This window comes from Streptomyces sp. NPDC051913 (assembly GCF_044593635.1).
Lineage (GTDB): Bacteria > Actinomycetota > Actinomycetes > Streptomycetales > Streptomycetaceae > Streptomyces.
Genome location: NZ_JBIUCI010000003.1, coordinates 1 through 20,963 on the forward strand (window position 1 = coordinate 1; position 20,963 = coordinate 20,963).

A 20,963-nucleotide genomic window follows, 5' to 3' on the forward strand; every position below is an offset into this window, starting at 1 on the left:
CTGGCGTTGATTTTTGGCACGCTGTTGAGTTCTCAAGGAACGGACGCTTCCTTTGTACTCACCCGAGAGACTCTCTCAGGCTTTCCTCCGGGCTTTTCCCTTCGGTCTTGCGTTTCCGACTCTATCAGACCGTTTCTGGTTCCGATTTCCTCGGTGCTTTCCAGGTTCTCGCTTTCGCGTTTCCCTTTCCGGCGGTTCCGACTCTATCAGATCCTTTCGGGCCTGACTCCCAGTCAGCGGGGCTTGTCTTCCCGGCTGTTGGGCCGTTCCGACGAGTGAGACTTTAGCGGATTCCCGGCCCCCGAGCTAATCGGGGGTCCGCGTCCTTTCGAACGTGGATTCCTCATTTCGCGAATACGCACGACAATACGCACGACGACGGATCGTCGATTGTTTGCTGGTACCTGCGGAATGGCTGTCCGGGGACCGACCGGAGTCGGCTCTCACGTCGGACAACTCGGAGAACACTACGGACCAGGTCCGGCTGTGTCAACTCCACTCCGGAGGGGACCCTCCAGGCGTACTGTGGGGCGCATGACGACGCGTACGTACACCCAGCTGTGGTGGGCCGCCTGACGGCGGCCGGATCTACGTATGCACTCAACGGCCGCCGCTTCGGCGGCCGTTCTCGTATCTCCTCCGGAGCTCCAGGGGGACGGCCCGCGCAGGCGGCGGTCCCGACCAGGAGGTGGAGTAGAGATGACGCGGGTCTTCAGTGGGGTCAAGCCGACCGGGCATCTGACGCTGGGGAACTACCTGGGGGCCATGCAGCGGTGGGCTGCCGTGGACCAGCACCGGGCCGACGCGCTCTTCTGCGTCGTAGACCTGCACGCGCTGACCGTGGACCACGATCCGGCGCGGGTGCGGCGGCTCAGTCGGCAGGCGGCGACCCTGTTGCTAGCCACGGGGCTGGATCCGGAGCTGTGCACCGTCTTCGTACAGAGTCATGTGGACGAGCATGCGCGGCTGTCGTATGTGCTGGAGTGCGTGGCCACCGACGGTGAGATGCGGCGGATGATCCAGTACAAGGAGAAGGCCGCGCGGGAGCGGGAGCGTGGCGGAAGTGTGCGGCTGTCGTTGCTGACGTATCCCGTGCTGATGGCGGCGGACATCCTGGCGTACCGGACGGACGAGGTGCCGGTCGGGGACGACCAGACGCAGCATGTGGAGCTGGCGCGGGACATCGCGGTGCGGTTCAACCAGCGGTACGGCCATACGTTCGTGGTGCCTCGGGTCACGCGTCCCGGGGTGGCGGCTCGGGTCATGAATCTTCAGGATCCGGCGTCGAAGATGGGGAAGAGCGACGACGTCGGGCCCGGGATCGTCTATCTGCTGGACGAGCCGGACGTGGTGCGGAAGAAGGTCATGCGGGCGGTGACCGACAGTGGGGCCGAGGTCGTGTACGACCGGGAGGCTCGGCCCGGGGTGGCGAACCTGCTGGAGATCCTCGCGGCCTGCTCGGGTGGGAACCCCGAGGAACTGAGCGGTGTATATGAGTCGTACGGCGCCTTGAAGAAGGACACCGCGGACGCCGTGGTGGAGGTGCTGAGGCCCGTGCAGGAGAGGCACAAGGAGTTGTGCGCGGATCCTGGCTATGTGGAGGGGGTGCTGCGGGATGGTGCGGAGAAGGCCCGGGCGATGGCTCGGCCGACCGTGGATGCCGCGTATCGGGCGATCGGCTTGCTGCCGGCGGCTGCGGATATCGGCGTGAGCCTTTAGGGCGGGCGCGGGGCCGCCCCTCCCTGAGGTGGGGCGGCCGGTGCGGTCAGTTGTTGCCGGAGGCCAGTTCGCGGCTGCGGTCGCGGGCGGCTTCCAGGGCGGCGATGAGGGCCGCTCGTACGCCGTGGTTCTCGAGTTCACGGATGGCGTTGATCGTCGTACCCGCGGGGGACGTGACGTTCTCGCGGAGCTTGACGGGGTGTTCGCCGCTGTCGCGGAGCATCGTGGCCGCGCCGATCGCGGACTGGACGATGAGGTCGTGGGCCTTGTCGCGGGGCAGACCGAGCAGGATGCCGGCGTCCGTCATGGCTTCGACCAGGTAGAAGAAGTACGCCGGGCCGGAGCCGGAGAGGGCGGTGCAGGCGTCCTGCTGGGACTCGGGGACGCGGAGCGTCTTGCCGACGGCGCCGAAGATCTCCTCGGCGTGGGCGAGGTGGTCGGCGGTGGCGTGGCTGCCGGCGGAGATGACGGACATGGCCTCGTCGACGAGGGCGGGGGTGTTCGTCATGACGCGGACGACCGGCGTGCCCGCGGCGAGGCGCTCCTCGAAGAAGGAGGTGGGGATACCTGCCGCACCGCTGATGATCAGACGGTCGGCGGGGACGTGCGGGGCGAGTTCGTCCAGGAGGGTGCCCATGTCCTGCGGCTTGACCGTGAGGATCAGGGTGTCGGCGGTCTTGGCGGCCTCGGCGTTGGTGACCGGGGTGACTCCGTGGCGCGTGCGGAGTTCTTCGGCTCGCTCCTGTCGGCGGGCGGTGACGAGGAGGTCGGCCGGGGCCCAGCCGCCTCGGATCATTCCGCTGAGCAGGGCTTCGCCGATCTTGCCGGTGCCGAGGACTGCGACTTTCTGGGTCATGGCTGCGGGTGCCCTCCGGGGGTTGCGTCGTCCGGGGTTCATCCTCGCACCGGGCGTCGGGGTGTGGCTCGGCTGTCCGGTGGGCGGGACGTCCTGGTGGACGGCCGGGCGGGGTGTGGGCACCCGTGCGGCTACTGGGTCCTGCGCCTGAGGGTCGCGGCGCCGAGGCCCAGGACCAGCAGGGCGCAGCCGGCCACGATCAGGGCGTCGCGGACGAAGGCGGCGGTCATGTCGGTGTGCCTGAGGACCTCGTTCATGCCGTCGACGGCATAGGACATGGGGAGGACGTCGGAGATCGCCTCAAGGACCGGGTGCATGTTGTCCCGGGGCGTGAACAGGCCGCAGAGGAGGAGCTGGGGGAAGATCACGGCCGGCATGAACTGGACGGCCTGGAACTCGGAGGAGGCGAAAGCCGAGACGAAGAGGCCGAGGGCGGTGCCGAGGAGGGCGTCGAGCAGGGCGACCAGGAGGAGGAGCCAGGGGCTGCCGGTGACGTCGAGGCCGAGGCCCCAGAGGGCGAGGCCGGTGGCGAGGGCGGACTGGATGATCGCGAGGGTGCCGAAGGCGAGGGCGTAGCCGGCGATGAGGTCGCCTTTGCCGAGGGGCATGGCGAGGAGGCGTTCGAGGGTGCCGGAGGTGCGTTCGCGGAGGGTGGCGATGGAGGTGACGAGGAACATCGTGATCAGCGGGAAGATCCCGAGGAGGGAGGCGCCGATGTTGTCGAAGGTCTGCGGGCTGCCGTCGAAGACGTAGCGCAGCAGGAACAGCATCACGCAGGGCACCAGGATCATCAGCGCGATCGAGCGTGGGTCATGGCGGAGCTGGCGCAGGACGCGGGCTGCGGTGGCGAGGGTGCGGGAGGCGTTGAGGGCGCTGGTCGGGGCGGGGGTCACGGGCGTGGTGGTGGCGGTCGTGGTGCTCATCGGGTCGTCTCCTTGTCGTTCTCCTTCGTGTTCTCCCTCTTGTTCTCCGTCTTGTTCTCCTTGCGTCCGGCTGCGACCGCCTCGTCCACGAGGTGCAGGAAGGCGTCTTCGACGGTGTCGGAGCCGGTGCGGGTGCGCAGGGCGTCCGGGGTGTCGTCGGCGAGGATCTCGCCTTCGCGCATCAGGAGGAGGCGGTGGCAGCGCTCGGCCTCGTCCATGACGTGGGACGAGATGAGGAGGGTGGCGCCGCGCTGGGTGGCGATGTCGTGGAAGAGGTTCCAGAGGTCGCGGCGCAGGACGGGGTCCAGGCCGACGGTCGGTTCGTCGAGGACGAGGAGCTCGGGGGTGCCGAGGAGGGCCACGGCCAGGGAGACGCGGCTGCGTTGGCCGCCGGAGAGGTTGCCGGCGAGGGAGTCGGCGTGGCTGGTGAGGTCGACGTCGTGGATGACCCGGGTGACGTCGGTGCGGCGGCGGTCGGCGGCGGCGTGGCCGGGGGTGAGGATCGCGGCGAAGTAGTCGAGGTTCTGGCGGACGGTCAGGTCGTCGTAGACGGAGGGGGCTTGGGTGACGTAGCCGATGCGGGTGCGCAGGGTGGGGTGTCCCGCGGGGTGGCCGAGGACGTCGAGGGTGCCGGTGACCTTGGCCTGGGTGCCGACGACGGAGCGCATGAGAGTGGATTTTCCGCAGCCGGAGGGGCCGAGGAGGCCGGTGATCTGGCCGCGGGGAACGGTGAAGTCGAGGCCGCGCAGGACGGTGCGGGGGCCGCGGACGACGGTGAGGCCTTCGGCGTGGACGGCGGGGGTGTCGGGCGGACCGGACACATAATTCATCATGTGATGAATAATGCTCTCGGACCCCGAACTCGTCAAGCGGCGTGCGTGCGGCGGGCGCGGCAGCGCAGGCGCGTGCCGGCGTGATCGGAGGCAGGCGGTCCGGCCGGTGTGCCTCAAGAGCCCCCTGTGGCTCGGTGGAACGGGCTGCGCGATCAACTCCCCTTCCTGACCATGGGATTCAGTGCCGGGTACTCCCCCGACGCGGCACACCCACGCATCTCCCGATGGCTTCGCAACCGGAGGTGCTCCTGATATGCGTGTCCTGCGCGATGGTCTGTGCAAGGCCGATCTGTTCGCTTCCCTCGTCGTGTCTCTCGTGGCGCTGCCGCTGTGCGTAGGGGTCGCCATGGCATCGGGCGTGCCCGCCGAGCTGGGGCTGGTGACCGGGATCGTCGGCGGGCTGGTCGCCGGGCTGCTGCCTGGCAGCAGCCTCCGGGTGAGCGGGCCGGCGGCGGGGTTGACCGTGCTGGTGTACGAGGCCGTGCACCGGTACGGGGTCGGGGCGCTCGGCGTGCTGGTGCTCGGGGCCGGGCTGGTGCAGCTCGGGCTCGGGGTGCTGCGGCTCGGACGGTGGTTCAGGGCGGTGTCCGTGGCGGTCGTGCAGGGGATGTTCGCCGGGATCGGACTGGTCCTGGTCGCCGGTCAGGTCTATGCGCTGGGCGACGCGACCGCGCCCGGCGGCGGGCTCGCCAAGCTCTCCGGGCTGGTGTCGCTGCCTGCGCTGCTGGATCCGGTGGCGTTGTCAGTGGGGGGTGCCACAGTTGCCGTACTGCTGCTGTGGCCGCGTTGGGAGCGCGGGGCGCGTCTGGTGCCCGCGCCGCTGGTCGCGGTCGGCGTCGCGGCGGCGGTGACCGGGGTGTTCGGCCTGGACGTGCGGCGGGTCGAGGTGCGGGGGCTGCTGGCTGCCGTACGGCTCCCGGAGGCCGCGGATGTCGGCCGGCTGACGGAAGTGGGCGTGTTGGGGACGGTCGTGGCGTTCGCGCTGATCGCGTCGGCGGAGTCCCTGTTCAGCGCTGCGGCGGTGGACCGGCTGCATGACGGGCGGCGTACGGACTACGACCGTGAGCTGATCGCGCAGGGCGCGGGCAACGCGGTGTGCGGGGTGCTCGGGGCGTTGCCGATGACCGCGGTGATCGTGCGGAGCGCGACTGGGGGTGCCCCCTCCGGGGGAGTGCAGGCGGGGGCCCGGGCCAAGGCGTCGCGGGTGCTGCACGGGGTGTGGCTGCTGCTCTTCACGGTCGTCGTGCCCGGGGTGCTCGGGGTGATTCCGGTGGCGGCGCCGGCCGCGCTGCTGGTGCACGCCGGGTGCAGGCTCGTGCCGGTGCGGGAGGTGCGGGTGCTGTGGCGCGGGCATCGGGGGGAGGTGGTCGTGCTGGTGGTGACCGCGACGGCGATCGTCGTCGGCAATCTTTTCGAGGGGGTGTTGGTGGGGTTGGCGCTGGCGGTGGCGAAGATCGCGTGGGACACCAGCCACGTGCATGTGGAGACCGAGGACCGGGGCGAGGCGGGGCTGGTCGTCCGGGTGCTGGGGCATGCCACGTTCCTGCGGCTGCCGAAGCTGCTCGACGCGTTGGAGGCGTTGCCCCGCGACCGGGAGGTGCGGCTTGAGCTGGGCGGGCTGCGGCATCTGGACCACGCCTGCGCGGCGGCCCTGGAGGGATGGGCCGCCGGGCGGGGTCAGGCGTTGAGGGCGACGAACAGCTTCACGTCGTAGGTCTCCTCGACGATTCCGTCCGGGAACACCTGGAGCAGATGCCGGCGCTCCTCGGTGAGGAAGGCCGAGGTGTGTTCCTCGTCGGCGACCAGGAAGATCGAGTGGCTGCCGAGGTTGGCCAGGTGGGCGTCGACAGGGATGCGGCGGCTCCAGCGGACCGTGCGCTGGGTCAGGCCGAGGCGGCCGGTGGGGTCCACGACCCGGGCGCCGACGTTCCGCTGCTCGGCGGAGACGTCCACGGCGAAATGGCGCTGGATCCGCCGCGAGGCGTCGGCGATCCACGGCACGTCGTGGGCGTCGGTGTTCCACCACAGTGCGAGCGCGCCGCCCGGGCGCAGCACGCGGAAGGCCTCGGCGCCGGCGAGGTCCGGGTCGGTCCAGTGCCAGGCCTGGGCGTAGGTGACGAGGTCGAGGGAGGCGTCGGCCAGGGGAAGGGTGTTGCCGTTGCCGCGGACGATCGGTATGTCGGGGTGGCTGTGGCGGAACTGGGCGGCCATGCCGTCACCGGGTTCGACGGCGAGCACGTCGGCGCCACGGGCGTGCAGCAGGGCGGTGGCGATACCGGTGCCGGCGCCGATGTCCGCGACGCGGGCGCCGGTGAGGGACCGGCCCGCGAGGTCCTCCACGGCGTCGAAGAGGGCGGGCGGGTAGGAGGGGCGGTTCGCCGCGTACTGGGCTGCGGCGGCGTTGAAGGAGTGGGCACGGGCGGTGTGCGAGGAGGCCGTCGTCATACCGCCATGGTGGCGGAGGTGGGTGCGGGGTGCGGTGAGTTCTTGGTGAGAGGGGGTGCGGGGGCCGTGTGCGCTCAGGAGCGGCGGCGCTTCTTCGACGGGTTGCCGGTGCGGCGGGTGCTGCGCTTCTCGTACTGCTTGAGGGCCGTCTCGTACTCCTCGCGGTGGAGCTTCTCGCCCGGGGCCTCGGTGAGGGAGCGGAAGAAGTAGGCGAGGAGGGAGCCGACGAAGCCGATGGCCAGCAGGCCGCGCAGGGATGCCTGGCGGTCGGGGTCGGGGCGCTTGGTGAAGCCGTCCCAGGTGTGGCGGAAGGCCAGGGCGCTGCAGATCGCGAACATCACGACCATGAGGAGGGTGACGAAGCTGCCGATGTCGGCGATCGCGAGGCCCTCGTAGGCGAAGCGGAGGACGAGGCAGGAGGCGACGGCGGCGGCGAGGGATCCGATGGCGGCGCCCGTACGGCGGGCCGTGTAGCCGTGGTCATGGTCGACCCAGGTCGTGCCGAAGAACCGGATCGGCTCCGGGCGGGGACCGGGTGCGGAGCCCGCCGGGGTTTCCTGGGTGCCGTTGTCGTCGCTCACGCGTCGATTATGGCTCCGAGGCGGGCGCGGGCTCCGCGAGGGCTCAACAGCGGCCGGCCAGGTAGCCGTCACTGCCGGTCTAGTCGGTCAGTGGTGGTGGGTTCAGACCGAGCAGCGCGGACGGATGTAGCCGTCGCTGCCCGTGTTCACATAGGCGTCCGAGACGTACTTGCCGTTGGCGATGGAGTCCCAGATGTTGCTCGTACCGTACGGGCCCGTGATGGTCGTGCCGGGCGTCTGGCACAGGATCGCGACCTTCGCGCCCTCGGACAGCACGTCGACGATGGAGTAGGTGGTGCCCGGTCCACTGCGCACGTTGAGCCGCACCCCGGGCGCGACGGAGTAGTAGCGCACGGTCGTTGCCGAGGCCGTCGCCGTCACGGCGATCCCCTGCTCGGCGTCCTCGACCTCTTCGACACGGTCAACTGACATGAAAATCCTCCCCCGTGGAGCCCCACGCTTGTCGTGGGCCCCATTGATTCCCCCGCGGCGCGTCCCGAAACAGACGTGCGCGACTCGAACACAAACGCTAGCAAGCCGCCTCTGTCTCGTACGAGTCATCGACTAGGCTCCGTGCGTCGCGCACGCGGACGAACAGCACGGGGGTGGTCCCATGGCGCCACAGCAGAACACCGGAGCGGGCGCGGAAGCGGAACTTCCCGAATACGCCGGTCACTACCGCCTGGAAGCACGTCTCGGGTCCGGTGGCATGGGTGTCGTGCACCGTGCGCGCAGCGCCTCGGGGATGACGCTCGCGGTGAAGGTCGTACACGCCGAATTCGCCAGGGATCCCGAGTTCAGGGGACGTTTCCGGCAGGAGATCTCCGCGGCGCGCAGGGTCAGCGGGGCGTTCACCGCGCCCGTCGTCGACGCCGATCCGGAGGCGGAACGGCCCTGGATGGCCACCCTGTTCATCCCCGGGCCGACCCTCGCCGACGAGGTCAAGCGGAACGGCCCCATGCCCGCGGCCCAGTTGCGCCGGCTGATGGCGGGACTGGCCGAGGCGCTGCGCGACATCCACCGGGTCGGGGTCGTCCACCGGGATCTCAAGCCGAGCAACGTGCTGCTCGCCGAGGACGGGCCCAAGGTCATCGACTTCGGCATTTCTCGGCCAAAGGACAGCGAACTACGCACCGAGACGGGGAAGTTGATCGGCACCCCGCCTTTCATGGCGCCCGAGCAGTTCCGGCGACCGCGGGCCGTCGGCCCCGCCGCCGACATCTTCGCGCTGGGATCCGTGATGGTGCACGCGGCCACAGGTCGGGGGCCGTTCGACTCCGACAGCCCGTATGTCGTCGCCTACCAGGTCGTCCACGACGAGCCCGACCTGACCGACGTACCGGAGAATCTCGCGTCGCTGGTCGAGCGCTGTCTGGCCAAGGAACCCGAGGACCGGCCCACGCCCGACGAGTTGATGCGGGAGTTGCGGTCGGTCGCGGCCTCGTACGACACCCAGGTGTTCATCCCCACCCAGCGCACCGGCGAGACGCCCGGGCAGCCGGAACCGCCCCCCGTGAAGTCCAAGGAGAGACGGGGTGGCCGGCGGCCGGGCAAGCGGGCGCTGATCGGGGCCGGGGCTCTGGGCCTCGTCGCGCTGGCGGTGCTGGCCTCCGTCCAGTTCGTCGGCGACGGGGGCGCGAGTCCGCGGAGCAGCGCGGCACCGGCCACGTCCGCCGGGTTCAGCCCGTGGGCCACCCGGCCGAAAGGCGCGGAGGGCGGTCTGCCCCGGTGCTCGTACGGCGGCGGGCGGCTGCTGTGCGTGCAGAGCGGGCTGGTCACCGGTCTCGATCCGGCCGATGGCCAGGTGCTGTGGCGCCACTCGCTCGGCGACGGCGACTCCCCCAGCGAGCCGCCGGTCTTCTCCGGCGGCCTGGCGCACGTGGTGACCCACACGGGCCGACGGCTGCTCGCGCTCGATCCGGCGACGGGCACCACCCGCTGGAAGCTCGACCTGTCCACGTACCGGGGCTTCGCCTACGCCCGCGGGACGCTGCTGCTGACCGGCGCCGACGGCAGGGCCACCGGCGTCGACAGCGCGACGGGCGAGGTCAAGTGGCGCAAGCGGCTGCCCGGTTCGGCCGACGCGAGCTTCGCGCCGTTCCCGGACAGCGTCTGGGCGTACCGCACGACCAGATCCGCTGACGGAACCAGTACGCGTGTGACGCGAGTGGACCCGGCCTCGGGCGACGTCGAGCGGGACGACCGGCTGGCGGGGGCGCTGCGCCCCGTCGGCACCTCGGACGGCGGCGTCTTCTTCCTTGCCGACGGCGGCAGTTACGGCGAGACGAGCGCTGTGGTCCGTTACGACCTGGAGTCCGGGGCGGTGCGGCGCGTGTCACTGGGCGTACCCGTGGACCAGGCGCAGGCCACCGTGCGGGGCGACCGCGTCTGGCTGCTGGGCACGGGCGGCTCGCTGGTCGCCGTCGACATGAGCGCGAAGAAGCGGTTGTGGTCGCTCGAGACGGCCGTGAGCCAGGGTTCGGCACCGGTCGGCGACGGCCACCGGGTGTACGTCACCGCCCCCGACGGCCGGCTGCTCGCCGTCTCCGCCGCCGACGGCCGGCTGCTCGGGCAGACCCCGCCGCGGCTGGGCCCGCACGCGGACCGGGTGACGTCTTCACTGCCGGTACCCGTCCTCACGGACGGCCACGCCTACGCCACCGCCCCCGACGGCACCGTCTTCGCCGTAGACGCGCAGAACCCGTCGGCCTGGTAGCAGCTGAAAGGGCCGCCCCGAAAGCGGAGGCGGCCCCGTGGCTCAGAGCGTTCAGCCCAGCTTCGACACGTCCCGCACCGCGCCCTTGTCCGCGCTCGTGGCCATCGCCGCGTAGGCACGCAGCGCGGCCGAGACCTTGCGCTCACGGTTCTTGGGGACGTACGCCCCGCCCAGCGCCTGCTCGCGGCGGGCGAGCTCGGCGTCGTCGACGAGGAGGTCGATCGTGCGGTTCGGGATGTCGATGCGGATGCGGTCGCCGTCCTCGACGAGGGCGATCGTGCCGCCGGCGGCGGCCTCCGGGGACGCGTGGCCGATCGACAGGCCCGAGGTGCCGCCGGAGAAGCGGCCGTCGGTGACGAGGGCGCAGGCCTTGCCGAGGCCGCGGCCCTTCAGGTACGAGGTCGGGTAGAGCATCTCCTGCATGCCCGGTCCGCCCTTGGGGCCCTCGTAGCGGATGACCACCACGTCGCCCTCCTTGATCTCCTTCAGGAGGATCTTCTGGACGGCCTCTTCCTGCGACTCGCAGACCACCGCCGGGCCCTCGAAGGTCCAGATGGACTCGTCGACGCCGGCCGTCTTCACGACACAGCCGTCGACCGCGAGGTTGCCCTTGAGGACCGCGAGGCCGCCGTCCTTGGAGTAGGCGTGTTCGGCGGAGCGGATGCAGCCGCCCGCCGCGTCCTCGTCCAGCGTGTCCCAGCGCTCCGACTGGGAGAAGGCCTCGGCGGAGCGGACGCAGCCCGGGGCCGCGTGCCACAGTTCCACCGCATCGGCGGAAGGGGAGCCGCCGCGGACGTCCCACGTCTTCAGCCAGTCCGCCAGGGACGGGCTGTGGACCGAGTGGACGTCCTCGTTGAGGAGGCCGGCGCGGTGCAGTTCGCCGAGCAGGGCCGGGATGCCGCCCGCGCGGTGCACGTCCTCCATGTAGTACGTGCGGTTCTTCGCGACGTTCGGCGCGACCTTCGCCAGGCAGGGCACGCGGCGCGAGACCGCGTTGATCTCGTCGAGGCCGAAGGGGACCTCCGCCTCCTGGGCCGCCGCCAGCAGGTGCAGGATCGTGTTGGTCGAGCCGCCCATGGCGATGTCCAGGGCCATCGCGTTCTCGAAGGCCGCGAAGGTGGCGATCGAACGCGGCAGGACCGTCTCGTCGTCCTGCTCGTAGTAGCGCCGGGTGATGTCCATGACCGTGCGGGCCGCGTCCTCGTACAGCCGGCGGCGGGCCGTGTGCGTGGCCAGGACCGAGCCGTTGCCGGGGAGCGAGAGGCCGATGGCCTCCGTCAGACAGTTCATCGAGTTGGCGGTGAACATGCCGGAACAGGAACCGCAGGTCGGACAGGCGTTCTCCTCGATGCGGAGGATGTCCTCGTCCGAGATCTTGTCGTTCACGGCGTCGGAGATCGCGTCGACCAGGTCGAGCGTGCGGACCGTGCCGTCCACCAGGGTGGCGCGGCCGGACTCCATCGGGCCGCCGGAGACGAAGACGGTCGGGATGTTCAGGCGCAGGGCCGCGTTGAGCATGCCCGGCGTGATCTTGTCGCAGTTGGAGATGCAGATCAGGGCGTCGGCGCAGTGGGCCTCGACCATGTACTCGACCGAGTCCGCGATCAGGTCGCGGGAGGGGAGGGAGTACAGCATGCCGCCGTGCCCCATCGCGATGCCGTCGTCCACCGCGATCGTGTTGAACTCGCGCGCGATGCCGCCGGCCTCGACGATCGCCTCGGAGACGATCCGGCCGACCGGCTGTAGGTGGGTGTGGCCCGGAACGAACTCGGTGAAGGAGTTCGCGACGGCGATGATCGGCTTGCGGCCGATGTCCGCACCGGGTACACCGGAGGCGCGCATAAGGGCGCGTGCGCCCGCCATGTTGCGGCCGTGGGTGACTGTGCGGGACCTCAGCTCGGGCATCGTCGCTCGCTCCTTCAGACAGTTGTGGCTGCTATCGAGCGTACGCCCGTCATCCAGGGAGCGGGACGAGGTGTCCGGGATACGGGACGCACATCTCGTGTTCAGGGCCCCGTCAGGTGCCCCTGCACCACCGGCGCCACCCGCGCGATGATCTGCTCCGCGTCCGCCGAGGCCAGCGGCTCCACCTTGATCACGTACCGGAGCATCGCGATCCCGACCAGCTGTGCGGCCGCCAGTTCGGCGCGCAGTTCCGCGTCCGGGGCGTCGAGCTCACCGGCGATGCGGCGCAGCAGCTGCGCGGAGACGAGGCGGCGGAAGACGGTGGCGGCGGCCTCGTTGTTGACCGCCGACCGGACGATCGCGAGCAGCGGCTTACGGGTCACCGGGTTCTCCCAGAGCCCGAAGAGCAGCCGGGTCATCCGCTCACCGACGTCGTCGATCGGCCCGTCGAGCACGGTGTCCCGCACGATCAGCGCCGGCGCGAAGGCCACCTCCACGGCCGCCTCGAAGACCTGCTCCTTGGTGCCGAAGTAGTGGTGGACCAGGGCCGAGTCCACCCCGGCGGCCTTGGCGATGCCGCGCACCGACGTCTTCTCGTACCCGCGCTCGGAGAACTCCTCGCGGGCGGCGGCCAGGATGCGGTCGCGGGTCCCGGCGGATTCCGTACGAGGAGGTCGGCCCCGGCGTCGCGCGGTCGCGCCGTCGGTCACGGCCGGGGCACCTTCACGGCCGACGCCAGATGGAGCCGGGTGAACGCCAGTGCCTCCGCCAGATCGGCCTCACGTTCGGCGCTGGACATCGCGCGCCGGGTGTTGACCTCGATGACGACATGGCCGTCGAAGCCGGTCAGGGCGAGACGTTCCAGCAGCTCGGCGCAGGGCTGGGTGCCGCGCCCGGGGACGAGGTGCTCGTCCTTGGCCGAGCCGCGCCCGTCGGCGAGATGGACGTGGCCGAGGCGGTCGCCCATGCGGTCGACCATCTCCATCGCGTCGGACCGGGCCGTCGCGGAATGGCTGAGGTCGATCGTGAAGTGCCGGTAGTCCTCTTTGGTGACGTCCCAGTCGGGGGCGTACGCGAGCATCTCGCGGTCGCGGTAGCGCCAGGGGTACATGTTCTCGACGGCGAACCGTACGTCCGTCTCGTTCGCCATCCGCCAGATCCCCTCGACGAAGTCGCGGGCGTACTGGCGCTGCCAGCGGAACGGGGGGTGGACGACGACCGTGCTCGCGCCCAGCTTCTCGGCGGCGGCCTGGGCGCGCTGGAGCTTGACCCAGGGGTCGGTGGACCAGACGCGCTGGGTGATGAGCAGGCAGGGGGCGTGCACGGCGAGGATCGGGATCCGGTGGTAGTCGCTCAGTCTGCGCAGGGCTTCCATGTCCTGGCTGACGGGGTCGGTCCACACCATGACCTCTACGCCGTCGTAGCCGAGGCGTGCGGCGATCTCGAAGGCCGTCGCCGTGGACTCCGGGTAGACGGAGGCCGTGGAGAGCGCCACCTTCGCATCCGGGATCCGTACGACTGGTTCTGCCACGGGGGTCAGCCTAAAGGTTTCGGGGGGTGGGGTGCGGGGTGCCTGTTCGCCGTTGTGGTCATTGCCATAGGCGGGTGCGGGTGCAGTGCGGTTGCTCGCGCCCCGCGGCGGAGCCGCACATGTCACAGCCCCGCGCTCCTCGGGTCGCTACACCGAACCCATGTGATCAAGTCGGCGCAGGATGACGCCTTCCCTGAGCGCCCACGGGCAGATCTCCAGCTTCTCCACCCCGAACAGGTCCATCGCGCCCTCCGCCACCAGGGCGCCCGCGAGGAGCTGTCCGGCTCGGCCCTCCGAGACTCCCGGGAGTTCGCTGCGCTGCGCCTCCGTCATGCCTGCCAGCTGGGGTACCCACGCCTCCAGGGACTCACGCTTCAGCTCGCGCTGGACGTAGAGGCCCTCGGCGGAGCGGGCGGCGCCGGCGAGGCGGGCCAGCTGCTTGAAGGTCTTGGAGGTGGCGACGACGTGGTCGGGGGCGCCGAAGCGGCTGAACTCGCCGACCGTGCGGGCGATCTGGGCGCGGACATGACGCCGCAGGGCCCTTATCGCCTCCGGGTCCGGCGGGTCGCCCGGCAGCCAGCCCGCGGTGAGGCGGCCGGCGCCGAGCGGCAGCGAGACCGCCGCGTCGGGCTCCTCGTCGATGCCGTACGCGATCTCCAGGCTGCCGCCGCCGATGTCGAGGACGAGCAGCTTCCCGGCCGACCAGCCGAACCAGCGGCGGGCGGCGAGGAAGGTGAGACGGGCTTCCTCGGCGCCGGTGAGGACCTGGAGCTCGACGCCGGTCTCGGCCTGCACGCGCGCGAGGACGTCGTCGGCGTTGCTGGCCTCGCGCACGGCGGAGGTGGCGAACGGCAGGAGATCCTCGACGCCCTTGTCCTCGGCGGCCTGGAGGGCCTCCTTGACGACCGCGATCAGCCGGTCGACCCCTTCGGGGCTCACGGCCCCGGCCTCGTCGAGGAGTTGGGCCAGGCGCAGCTCCACCTTGTGCGAGTGCGCGGGCAGCGGGCGCGCGCCAGGGTGTGCATCCACCACCAGCAGATGCACCGTGTTCGATCCCACGTCGAGGACACCGAGTCTCATGTACGGAACGCTACTGCCAGCCGGGCCGGGCGCCGTCCCCGGAGCCGTCCTGGGCGACTTACCCTGGACGCGTGCCAAAGACCAAAAAGGCGAAGAATGAGCAGGCCGCCACGGCCTCCGAGACTTCTTCGCGGGCGAAGTCGCAGGTGAAGTCGTCGGGACAGGCGTCCGGGCAGGCGTCGGTGCAGTCATCGGCGGACTCCCAGAAGACGCAGCTGATGACCGAGGTGAAGTCGCCGAAGATGTCGAAGAAGGCCCGGGCCGCGGACGAGAAGGGGCTCGACTTCGCGCGCGCGTGGGTGGAATTCCCTGATCCGGCAGACGACGAGCAGGTCTTCCGGTGCGATCTGACATGGCTGACCTCTCGCTGGAACTGCATCTTCGGCAGCGGCTGCCAGGGCATCCAGGCGGGCCGCGCGGACGACGGGTGCTGCACGCTCGGGGCGCACTTCTCCGACGAGGACGACGAGAGGCGGGTGGCCGGTCATGTGGCCAGGCTCACGCCGGAGATCTGGCAGTTCCACGACGAGGGCACCGAGCACGGCTGGATCTCGGAGGACGAGGACGGCGACCGGCAGACCCGCCCCTACCAGGGTTCGTGCATCTTCCAGAACCGTCCCGGCTTCGCCGGCGGCGCGGGCTGCTCGCTGCACATCCTGGCCATAAAGGAGGGCCGCGAGCCGCTGGAGACCAAGCCGGACGTCTGCTGGCAGCTTCCGGTGCGGCGGACGTACGAGTGGATCGACCGGCCCGACGACACCCGGGTGCTCCAGGTGTCGATCGGTGAGTACGACCGGCGCGGCTGGGGTCCGGGCGGCCATGACCTGCACTGGTGGTGCACGTCGGCGACCTCGGCGCACGGCGCGGGCGACCCGGTGTACGTGTCCTACGGCCCGGAGCTGACCGAGATGATGGGCAAGGCCGGCTACGACCGCCTGGTCGAGCTGTGCGAGGAGCGGCTGGCCTCGCAGCTGCCCCTGCTGGCGCCGCATCCCGCGGATCCGGCGGGCTGAGGGGCCTCTCGCGCGGGACTGCGGGCGTCTCCGAATCGCCCCGTGGGCTGACCGCTCCATTCAGCGACCGGTCTACGACGTCGACGGGCTCGGGTCGCCGCTGTCGCTGGGCGGCGGGGTCGAGCTCGCCGGGTCCGAGGGTGCCGGGTCCGTAGGGGTCGGGTCCGGGTCGGACGACGAGGGCGGCGGGTCGCTCGGGCTCGGGTCCGTGGGTGCCGAGGTCGTGGGCGTCGGGTCGGGGTCGGAGGACGAGGGCGGCGGGTCGGCGGGGGTGCCGGGGTCGGTCGGGGTGGGCGCGGTGCCGTAGCCCTCGATGGAGACGACGGCTCCGGCCGGTGACACGGCCACCCGCGCGCTCCAGTAGCCCGACGGCTCGCGCAGATGGTCCACGTACACCTTGATCGTCAACGCTTCGCCGGGAGCGAGGGTTCCCGAGGACTGACTGAGGTAGAGCCAGGAGGCGCCGGTGGTCGCGGACCAGCGGACCGGGGTGTCGCCGGTGGCGGTGAGGGTGATCAGCGTGGTGTCGCCGCTGTTGCCGGCCGCCACTTCCAGATGACCGGCGCCCTTCCTGCCCGCGCCGGTGACGCTGATGACCTCCACGGACACATCGTGCTTGGTGCCCTTGGTGAAGCGGTCGCCGGGCCGGATGCTGGCGTTGGCCGCGTTCTCGTAGCCGTCGCCGACCGCCTCGCCGTCCAGGCCGCCCGGGCCGCTCGCCTCACTGGCGGAGGCCGAGCGGCCCTCGGTGCCCTCGGCGGTGGGCGTGCCCCGGTAGGCGGCCCACAGCGCCAGCACCGGGGCGGCGACGACGGTGGCGACGACGGTCGTGGTCACGGCACGCGCGCGGAGGCGGTCGCGGCGGGCCGCGCGGTCCTTCGGGTCCATCGGAAAGCCACGCCGGTCGAAGCGCGGCGCGGCGGCGCCCCGCGCGCGCGGGAGGTGCGCCATGGCGACGTGCAGGGTCGCGCGGGGCGCCTCCAGGACGGGCAGCTCCGAGGGGGTGACGCTCGCGCCGGGCCAGCGGCCGCTGACCGCGCGCTCGGCGGTACGGCGGCAGCGCGGGCAGTCGTCGACGTGCCGGACGAGTTCGCGGCGCACGGCCGTGCTGAGCACCAGCTGGTGGTCGCCGGTGAGGCGGGCGACGCCCGGGCAGGTGCCGGTCTCCACGACGGCGAGGGCCGCGCGGGTGCGCTCGACCTCGCAGGCGGCTGCGGCGAGCAGTTCACGGGCGGCGCTCAGGTCCATGCCGAGGACGGCGGCCACCTCGTGGGCGGCGAGGTGGTGGCGCACGGCGAGTTCGAGGGCCTCGCGCTGCTCCGGGGTGGTGCCGGCCGCCTCCGGCCAGGCGAGCAGGGCGAGTTCACGCCGGCGCTCCTCCTGGACCTGCTCGGAGACGGGTGGGCCGGCCGGGGCCCGGTGCGGGGTGTGACGGCCCGCCGCGTGGGTGGCCTGACGTTTCTGCTTGGCCTCGGCCAGCTTGCGCAGACAGGCCCAGCGGGCCAGCGCGTACAGCCAGGCCCGGCGGTCGCCGGCCGCGTCCGGGCCGCGGCGCTTCTCAGCGAGGGCCAGGACGTCGCCCAGGGCGGCGGTGGCGGCGTCGTGGTCGCACAGCACGGACAGGCAGTAGGTGAACAGGCCGTCCAGGTAAGGCTCGTAGCGCGCGGGCGTGCGCTGCGCGAGCGTGCGCGCGGCACCGCGGTCGCGCGCCTCCCGTTGCGCCCGATGTGCGCCGGTGGTGCGGGTCGAGGTCTGCGGACTGCTGCTCATCACCCGTGGACCGTAGGACGCGGCAGTTGGCCCCTTCCCGCACCTTGAGCACTTTTACTCCGTACGGGTGAAACGATCCCTCATAAGGGGACAGGAGCCCTCTGTTCCGGCGATCTGAGTGTGACGTACGCCATTTCCTGAGTAGCCGTACTCATGTCCGGTTCACCGCGCGCTCACAGACTTCGGGCATGAGACGAATTTCCCTGATGCCGCTGGCGGCACTGACCGTGCTGTGCGGGCTCACGCTCGCGGGATGCGGAACCGAACGGGTGGGCGACCCGCGCGCGAAGGCCGACGTGGACCATGTCCGGGCGGGTTCCTCCGCCTCCTCCGCCTCGCCCACCACCCGGCCCGACCCGGCCGACGACGAGTCCGGCGACTCCGAGTTCCTCGCGTTCATGATGCTCCTCAACACGGTCGCCGAGCCGTGCCTGCCGGAGCTTCCGACCGCGGTGCCCCCGGAGGAGTCGGAAGCCATGGAAGAGATCCCTTCCGATGCGCCCCTCCCCGACGAACTGCCCCTGCCCGACGAGCCGCCGCCCACGAGTGAGCCGCGCGACCCCGAGGAGGCCTTCCAGGAGATCGAGCTGAGCTCCGTCGAGAAGTGCGACGCCGACCAGCACGTCCGTCGCATCTCGAAGGCCCTCGCCGCCGGCCCCGCCGACCCGGCACCGGGCGGCGTCGCCGCGGTCCTGCGCGGGCTCGGTTACCTCGACGAGCGCATCGACGGCCCGCAACGCGCGCGTGATGGCGTCGAGTTCACGCTCGACCTGCGGGTGATGGGCGGCTCGCTGTGCCTGTCCGGCACCACCACCGGCACGAAGACCACGATCGAGCCGTACGGCGCCGACGTGGAGGTCGACTGCACACAGGTGCGGAGGTGAGGCGCCTCTTCACGAGGGTGAGGGGGCGCGGAGACTGAGCCCTGGCGGACGTTGTCAGTGCGGGCGGCTACGGTTTCGTCATGGCTGCCCGTACGAAGACCGCCAAGGACCGCCCCGCCTTCCGCTGCACGGAGTGCGGCTGGCAGACGGCGAAGTGGCTCGGCCGCTGCCCCGAATGCCAGGCATGGGGCACGGTCGAGGAGTACGGCGCGCCCGCGGTGCGTACGACGGCACCCGGCCGCGTCACCACCTCCGCCGTGCCCATCGGCCAGGTCGACGGCCGTCAGGCCACCGCCCGCTCCACCGGTGTACCCGAGCTGGACCGTGTCCTGGGCGGCGGACTCGTCCCGGGCGCGGTCGTGCTGCTGGCGGGCGAGCCCGGAGTCGGCAAGTCCACGCTCCTCCTCGACGTGGCCGCCAAGTCGGCGAGCGCCGAGCACCGCACCTTGTACGTCACCGGCGAGGAGTCGGCCAGCCAGGTCCGGCTGCGCGCCGACCGCATCAAGGCCATCGACGACCATCTGTATCTCGCCGCCGAGACCGACCTGGCCGCCGTCCTCGGCCACTTGGACGCGGTGAAGCCCTCCCTGCTCATCCTGGACTCCGTACAGACGGTGGCCTCACCGGAGATCGACGGCGCCCCCGGCGGCATGGCCCAGGTGCGCGAGGTGGCGGGCGCGCTCATCCGGGCCTCCAAGGACCGCGGCATGTCCACCCTCCTGGTGGGCCATGTCACGAAGGACGGCGCGATCGCGGGCCCGCGTCTGCTGGAGCACCTGGTGGACGTGGTGCTCTCCTTCGAGGGCGACCGGCACGCGCGCCTGCGCCTGGTCCGGGGCGTCAAGAACCGGTACGGCGCGACGGACGAGGTCGGCTGCTTCGAACTGCACGACGAGGGCATTACCGGCCTTGCCGACCCAAGCGGACTTTTCCTGACCCGTCGTGACGAACCGGTCCCCGGCACCTGTCTGACGGTCACCCTGGAAGGCCGCCGCCCCCTGGTGGCCGAGGTCCAGGCGCTGACGGTCGACTCGCAGATCCCCTCCCCCAGGCGCACCACCTCCGGCCTGGAGACCTCCCGCGTCTCGATGATGCTGGCCGTCCTCGAGCAGCGGGGCCGGATCAGCGCCCTCGGCAAGCGGGACATCTACTCCGCGACGGTCGGCGGGGTGAAGCTCTCGGAGCCCGCCGCGGACCTGGCCATCGCCCTCGCGCTGGCCTCCGCGGCGAGCGACACCCCGCTGCCCAAGAACCTCGTCGCGATCGGCGAAGTGGGCCTCGCGGGCGAGGTCAGACGGGTGACGGGCGTCCAGCGCCGCCTGGCCGAGGCGCACCGTCTGGGCTTCACCCACGCACTCGTGCCGGGCGACCCCGGCAAGATCCCTCCCGGCATGAAGGTCCTGGAAGTCGCCGACATAGGAGACGCCCTGAGAGTCCTTCCGCGCTCGCGTCGGCGAGAGGCCCCACAGGACGCGGAGGAGCGCCGGTAGACTTTGCCCTGGTCTCGCCCGTCCGTACGAACCGAATGTGCGAAGCGGGGGCACCAGAAGAACCTGCGACCGGAGGAGTGCAGTGGCAGCCAACGACCGGGCAGCAGCTCCCGGAAAGTCCGGCGGGAGCTCCGGTGCCGATGGCCTGATGCGCGCCTCACTGAGCGCCGTGGCACCCGGCACGGCCCTGCGCGACGGCCTGGAGCGGATTCTCCGCGGCAACACGGGCGGGCTCATCGTGCTCGGATTCGACAAGACGGTGGAGCCGATGTGCACGGGCGGTTTCGTCCTGGACGTCGAGTTCACGGCCACGCGCCTGCGTGAGCTGTGCAAGCTGGACGGCGGCATCGTGCTCTCCACGGACGGCTCGAAGATCCTGCGGGCCGGCGTCCAGCTGGTCCCGGACCCGACGATCCCGACGGAGGAGACGGGCACCCGCCACCGCACCGCGGACCGTGTCTCCAAGCAGGTCGGCTTCCCGGTCGTCTCGGTCTCCCAGTCGATGCGTCTGATCGCCCTCTACGTGGACGGCCAGCGCCGCGTCCTGGAGGACTCCGCGGCGATCCTGTCCCGCGCGAACCAGGCCCTGGCGACCCTGGAGCGCTACAAGCTCCGCCTGGACGAGGTCGCGGGCACGCTGTCGGCGCTGGAGATCGAGGACCTGGTCACGGTCAGGGACGTCTCGGCGGTGGCCCAGCGCCTGGAGATGGTCCGCCGGATCGCCACGGAGATCGCCGAGTACGTCGTCGAACTCGGCACCGACGGCCGCCTCCTGGCCCTCCAGCTCGACGAGCTGATCGCGGGCGTCGAGCCGGAACGTGAGCTGGTCGTCCGGGACTACGTCCCCGAGCCCACCGCCAAGCGCTCCCGCACGGTGGAAGAGGCCCTGTACGAACTCGACGCCCTCACCCACGCGGAGCTGCTCGAACTCCAGACGGTGGCAAGGGCGTTGGGCTACACGGGTTCACCGGAGGCGTTGGACTCGGCGGTGTCCCCGCGGGGCTTCCGCCTGCTGGCGAAGGTCCCGAGGCTCCCCGGCGCGATCATCGACCGCCTGGTGGAACACTTCGGCGGCCTGCAGAAGCTCCTCGCCGCGAGCGTGGACGACTTGCAGACGGTCGACGGGGTCGGCGAGGCGAGGGCGAGAAGCGTCCGCGAGGGCCTGTCGAGGTTGGCGGAGAGCTCCATCCTGGAGCGGTACGTGTAACAGCCGACCG

The 20,963-nt window shown here is 71.3% G+C and carries 18 protein-coding genes; 7 read left to right on the plus strand and 11 right to left on the minus strand.

The annotated features are described in order from the left end of the window. Positions 1-699: 699 nt before the first annotated feature. Positions 700-1,719 carry a tryptophan--tRNA ligase gene (gene trpS, locus ACIHIX_RS08940; RefSeq protein ID WP_399951989.1) on the plus strand — a complete coding sequence of 340 codons (1,020 nt, stop codon included), beginning with the start codon at positions 700-702 and terminating at the stop codon, positions 1,717-1,719. A gap of 46 nt (positions 1,720-1,765) precedes the next feature. Here trpS and proC read toward each other — a convergent pair whose 3' ends face one another. From proC to ACIHIX_RS08955, 3 genes are all read right to left on the minus strand, one after another. Further along, complete coding sequence (gene proC, locus ACIHIX_RS08945) at positions 1,766-2,575, minus strand: pyrroline-5-carboxylate reductase (protein WP_399951991.1); 810 nt, start codon at positions 2,573-2,575, stop codon at positions 1,766-1,768. A 131-nt stretch (positions 2,576-2,706) separates the two neighbouring features. Continuing rightward, complete coding sequence (locus ACIHIX_RS08950; RefSeq protein ID WP_399951994.1) at positions 2,707-3,498, minus strand: ABC transporter permease; 792 nt, start codon at positions 3,496-3,498, stop codon at positions 2,707-2,709. After that, positions 3,495-4,331, minus strand: a complete 837-nt coding sequence (locus ACIHIX_RS08955; protein WP_399951997.1) for an ABC transporter ATP-binding protein — start codon at positions 4,329-4,331, stop codon at positions 3,495-3,497. Before ACIHIX_RS08955 ends, ACIHIX_RS08950 begins: the two co-directional genes overlap by 4 nt. A gap of 253 nt (positions 4,332-4,584) precedes the next feature. On the opposite strand from ACIHIX_RS08955, the gene ACIHIX_RS08960 reads away from it, so the two are divergent. Next, positions 4,585-6,045, plus strand: a complete 1,461-nt coding sequence (locus ACIHIX_RS08960) for a SulP family inorganic anion transporter (protein ID WP_399952000.1) — start codon at positions 4,585-4,587, stop codon at positions 6,043-6,045. Here ACIHIX_RS08960 and ACIHIX_RS08965 read toward each other — a convergent pair. The 3 genes from ACIHIX_RS08965 to ACIHIX_RS08975 form a co-directional block, all read right to left on the minus strand. Further along, the gene (locus ACIHIX_RS08965) at positions 6,009-6,776 is read right to left on the minus strand and encodes a class I SAM-dependent methyltransferase (protein WP_399952001.1); all 768 of its coding nucleotides are present in this window, start codon (positions 6,774-6,776) and stop codon (positions 6,009-6,011) included. The genes ACIHIX_RS08960 and ACIHIX_RS08965 overlap by 37 nt on opposite strands. A gap of 74 nt (positions 6,777-6,850) precedes the next feature. After that, on the minus strand, positions 6,851-7,357 hold the full coding sequence (locus tag ACIHIX_RS08970) for an EamA/RhaT family transporter (RefSeq protein WP_399952004.1): 507 nt from the start codon (positions 7,355-7,357) through the stop codon (positions 6,851-6,853). 102 nt (positions 7,358-7,459) lie between these two features. Continuing rightward, positions 7,460-7,789, minus strand: a complete 330-nt coding sequence (locus ACIHIX_RS08975; RefSeq protein ID WP_399952007.1) for an SH3 domain-containing protein — start codon at positions 7,787-7,789, stop codon at positions 7,460-7,462. Between the two features lie 181 nt (positions 7,790-7,970). Between ACIHIX_RS08975 and ACIHIX_RS08980 the strand changes: the two genes are divergently transcribed. After that, a complete protein-coding gene (locus tag ACIHIX_RS08980) occupies positions 7,971-10,073 on the plus strand; it encodes a serine/threonine-protein kinase (protein ID WP_399952010.1) in 2,103 nt (700 codons plus the stop codon). A gap of 51 nt (positions 10,074-10,124) precedes the next feature. Here the strand turns inward: ACIHIX_RS08980 and ilvD are convergent, their stop codons facing one another. From ilvD to ACIHIX_RS09000, 4 genes are all read right to left on the minus strand, one after another. Further along, positions 10,125-11,978 carry a dihydroxy-acid dehydratase gene (gene ilvD, locus ACIHIX_RS08985; RefSeq protein WP_399952013.1) on the minus strand — a complete coding sequence of 618 codons (1,854 nt, stop codon included), beginning with the start codon at positions 11,976-11,978 and terminating at the stop codon, positions 10,125-10,127. A gap of 101 nt (positions 11,979-12,079) precedes the next feature. After that, positions 12,080-12,688, minus strand: coding sequence for a TetR family transcriptional regulator (locus ACIHIX_RS08990; protein ID WP_399952016.1), 609 nt, complete (start codon positions 12,686-12,688; stop codon positions 12,080-12,082). Continuing rightward, on the minus strand, positions 12,685-13,509 hold the full coding sequence (locus tag ACIHIX_RS08995; protein WP_399952018.1) for a sugar phosphate isomerase/epimerase family protein: 825 nt from the start codon (positions 13,507-13,509) through the stop codon (positions 12,685-12,687). The genes ACIHIX_RS08990 and ACIHIX_RS08995 overlap by 4 nt, the downstream gene beginning before the upstream one ends. Positions 13,510-13,656: 147 nt before the next feature. Further along, entirely contained in the window at positions 13,657-14,589 is a 933-nt protein-coding gene (locus ACIHIX_RS09000; RefSeq protein WP_399952021.1) for a Ppx/GppA family phosphatase, read from the minus strand. 71 nt (positions 14,590-14,660) lie between these two features. On the opposite strand from ACIHIX_RS09000, the gene ACIHIX_RS09005 reads away from it, so the two are divergent. Continuing rightward, positions 14,661-15,602, plus strand: coding sequence for a hypothetical protein (locus ACIHIX_RS09005; RefSeq protein ID WP_399952024.1), 942 nt, complete (start codon positions 14,661-14,663; stop codon positions 15,600-15,602). A gap of 72 nt (positions 15,603-15,674) precedes the next feature. On the opposite strand, the gene ACIHIX_RS09010 is transcribed toward ACIHIX_RS09005, so the two are convergent. After that, positions 15,675-17,372, minus strand: coding sequence for a hypothetical protein (locus ACIHIX_RS09010; RefSeq protein WP_399952027.1), 1,698 nt, complete (start codon positions 17,370-17,372; stop codon positions 15,675-15,677). A gap of 188 nt (positions 17,373-17,560) precedes the next feature. On the opposite strand from ACIHIX_RS09010, the gene ACIHIX_RS09015 reads away from it, so the two are divergent. The 3 genes from ACIHIX_RS09015 to disA all read left to right on the plus strand — a co-directional run bounded on the left by ACIHIX_RS09015 (position 17,561) and on the right by disA (position 20,953). Beyond that, positions 17,561-18,256 carry a hypothetical protein gene (locus ACIHIX_RS09015; RefSeq protein ID WP_399952030.1) on the plus strand — a complete coding sequence of 232 codons (696 nt, stop codon included), beginning with the start codon at positions 17,561-17,563 and terminating at the stop codon, positions 18,254-18,256. An 80-nt stretch (positions 18,257-18,336) separates the two neighbouring features. Next, positions 18,337-19,746 (plus strand): DNA repair protein RadA, encoded by a 1,410-nt coding sequence (gene radA / locus ACIHIX_RS09020; RefSeq protein ID WP_399952033.1) that lies wholly within the window; start codon positions 18,337-18,339, stop codon positions 19,744-19,746. An 82-nt stretch (positions 19,747-19,828) separates the two neighbouring features. Next, complete coding sequence (gene disA, locus ACIHIX_RS09025) at positions 19,829-20,953, plus strand: DNA integrity scanning diadenylate cyclase DisA (protein ID WP_399952036.1); 1,125 nt, start codon at positions 19,829-19,831, stop codon at positions 20,951-20,953. Positions 20,954-20,963: the final 10 nt, after the last annotated feature.

Bases quoted from the DNA above. Each gene is read 5' to 3' on its own strand.
- trpS (WP_399951989.1), top strand. From the start codon at position 700: ATGACGCGGGTCTTCAGTGGGGTCAAGCCGACCGGGCATCTGACGCTG.
- ACIHIX_RS08950 (WP_399951994.1), bottom strand. From the start codon at position 3,498: ATGAGCACCACGACCGCCACCACCACGCCCGTGACCCCCGCCCCGACC.
- ACIHIX_RS09000 (WP_399952021.1), bottom strand. From the start codon at position 14,589: ATGAGACTCGGTGTCCTCGACGTGGGATCGAACACGGTGCATCTGCTG.
- ACIHIX_RS08975 (WP_399952007.1), bottom strand. From the start codon at position 7,789: ATGTCAGTTGACCGTGTCGAAGAGGTCGAGGACGCCGAGCAGGGGATC.
- radA (WP_399952033.1), top strand. From the start codon at position 18,337: ATGGCTGCCCGTACGAAGACCGCCAAGGACCGCCCCGCCTTCCGCTGC.
- ACIHIX_RS08965 (WP_399952001.1), bottom strand. From the start codon at position 6,776: ATGACGACGGCCTCCTCGCACACCGCCCGTGCCCACTCCTTCAACGCC.
- ACIHIX_RS08980 (WP_399952010.1), top strand. From the start codon at position 7,971: ATGGCGCCACAGCAGAACACCGGAGCGGGCGCGGAAGCGGAACTTCCC.
- ACIHIX_RS09015 (WP_399952030.1), top strand. From the start codon at position 17,561: ATGAGACGAATTTCCCTGATGCCGCTGGCGGCACTGACCGTGCTGTGC.
- ACIHIX_RS09010 (WP_399952027.1), bottom strand. From the start codon at position 17,372: ATGAGCAGCAGTCCGCAGACCTCGACCCGCACCACCGGCGCACATCGG.
- ACIHIX_RS08960 (WP_399952000.1), top strand. From the start codon at position 4,585: ATGCGTGTCCTGCGCGATGGTCTGTGCAAGGCCGATCTGTTCGCTTCC.
- ACIHIX_RS08955 (WP_399951997.1), bottom strand. From the start codon at position 4,331: ATGATGAATTATGTGTCCGGTCCGCCCGACACCCCCGCCGTCCACGCC.
- ilvD (WP_399952013.1), bottom strand. From the start codon at position 11,978: ATGCCCGAGCTGAGGTCCCGCACAGTCACCCACGGCCGCAACATGGCG.
- proC (WP_399951991.1), bottom strand. From the start codon at position 2,575: ATGACCCAGAAAGTCGCAGTCCTCGGCACCGGCAAGATCGGCGAAGCC.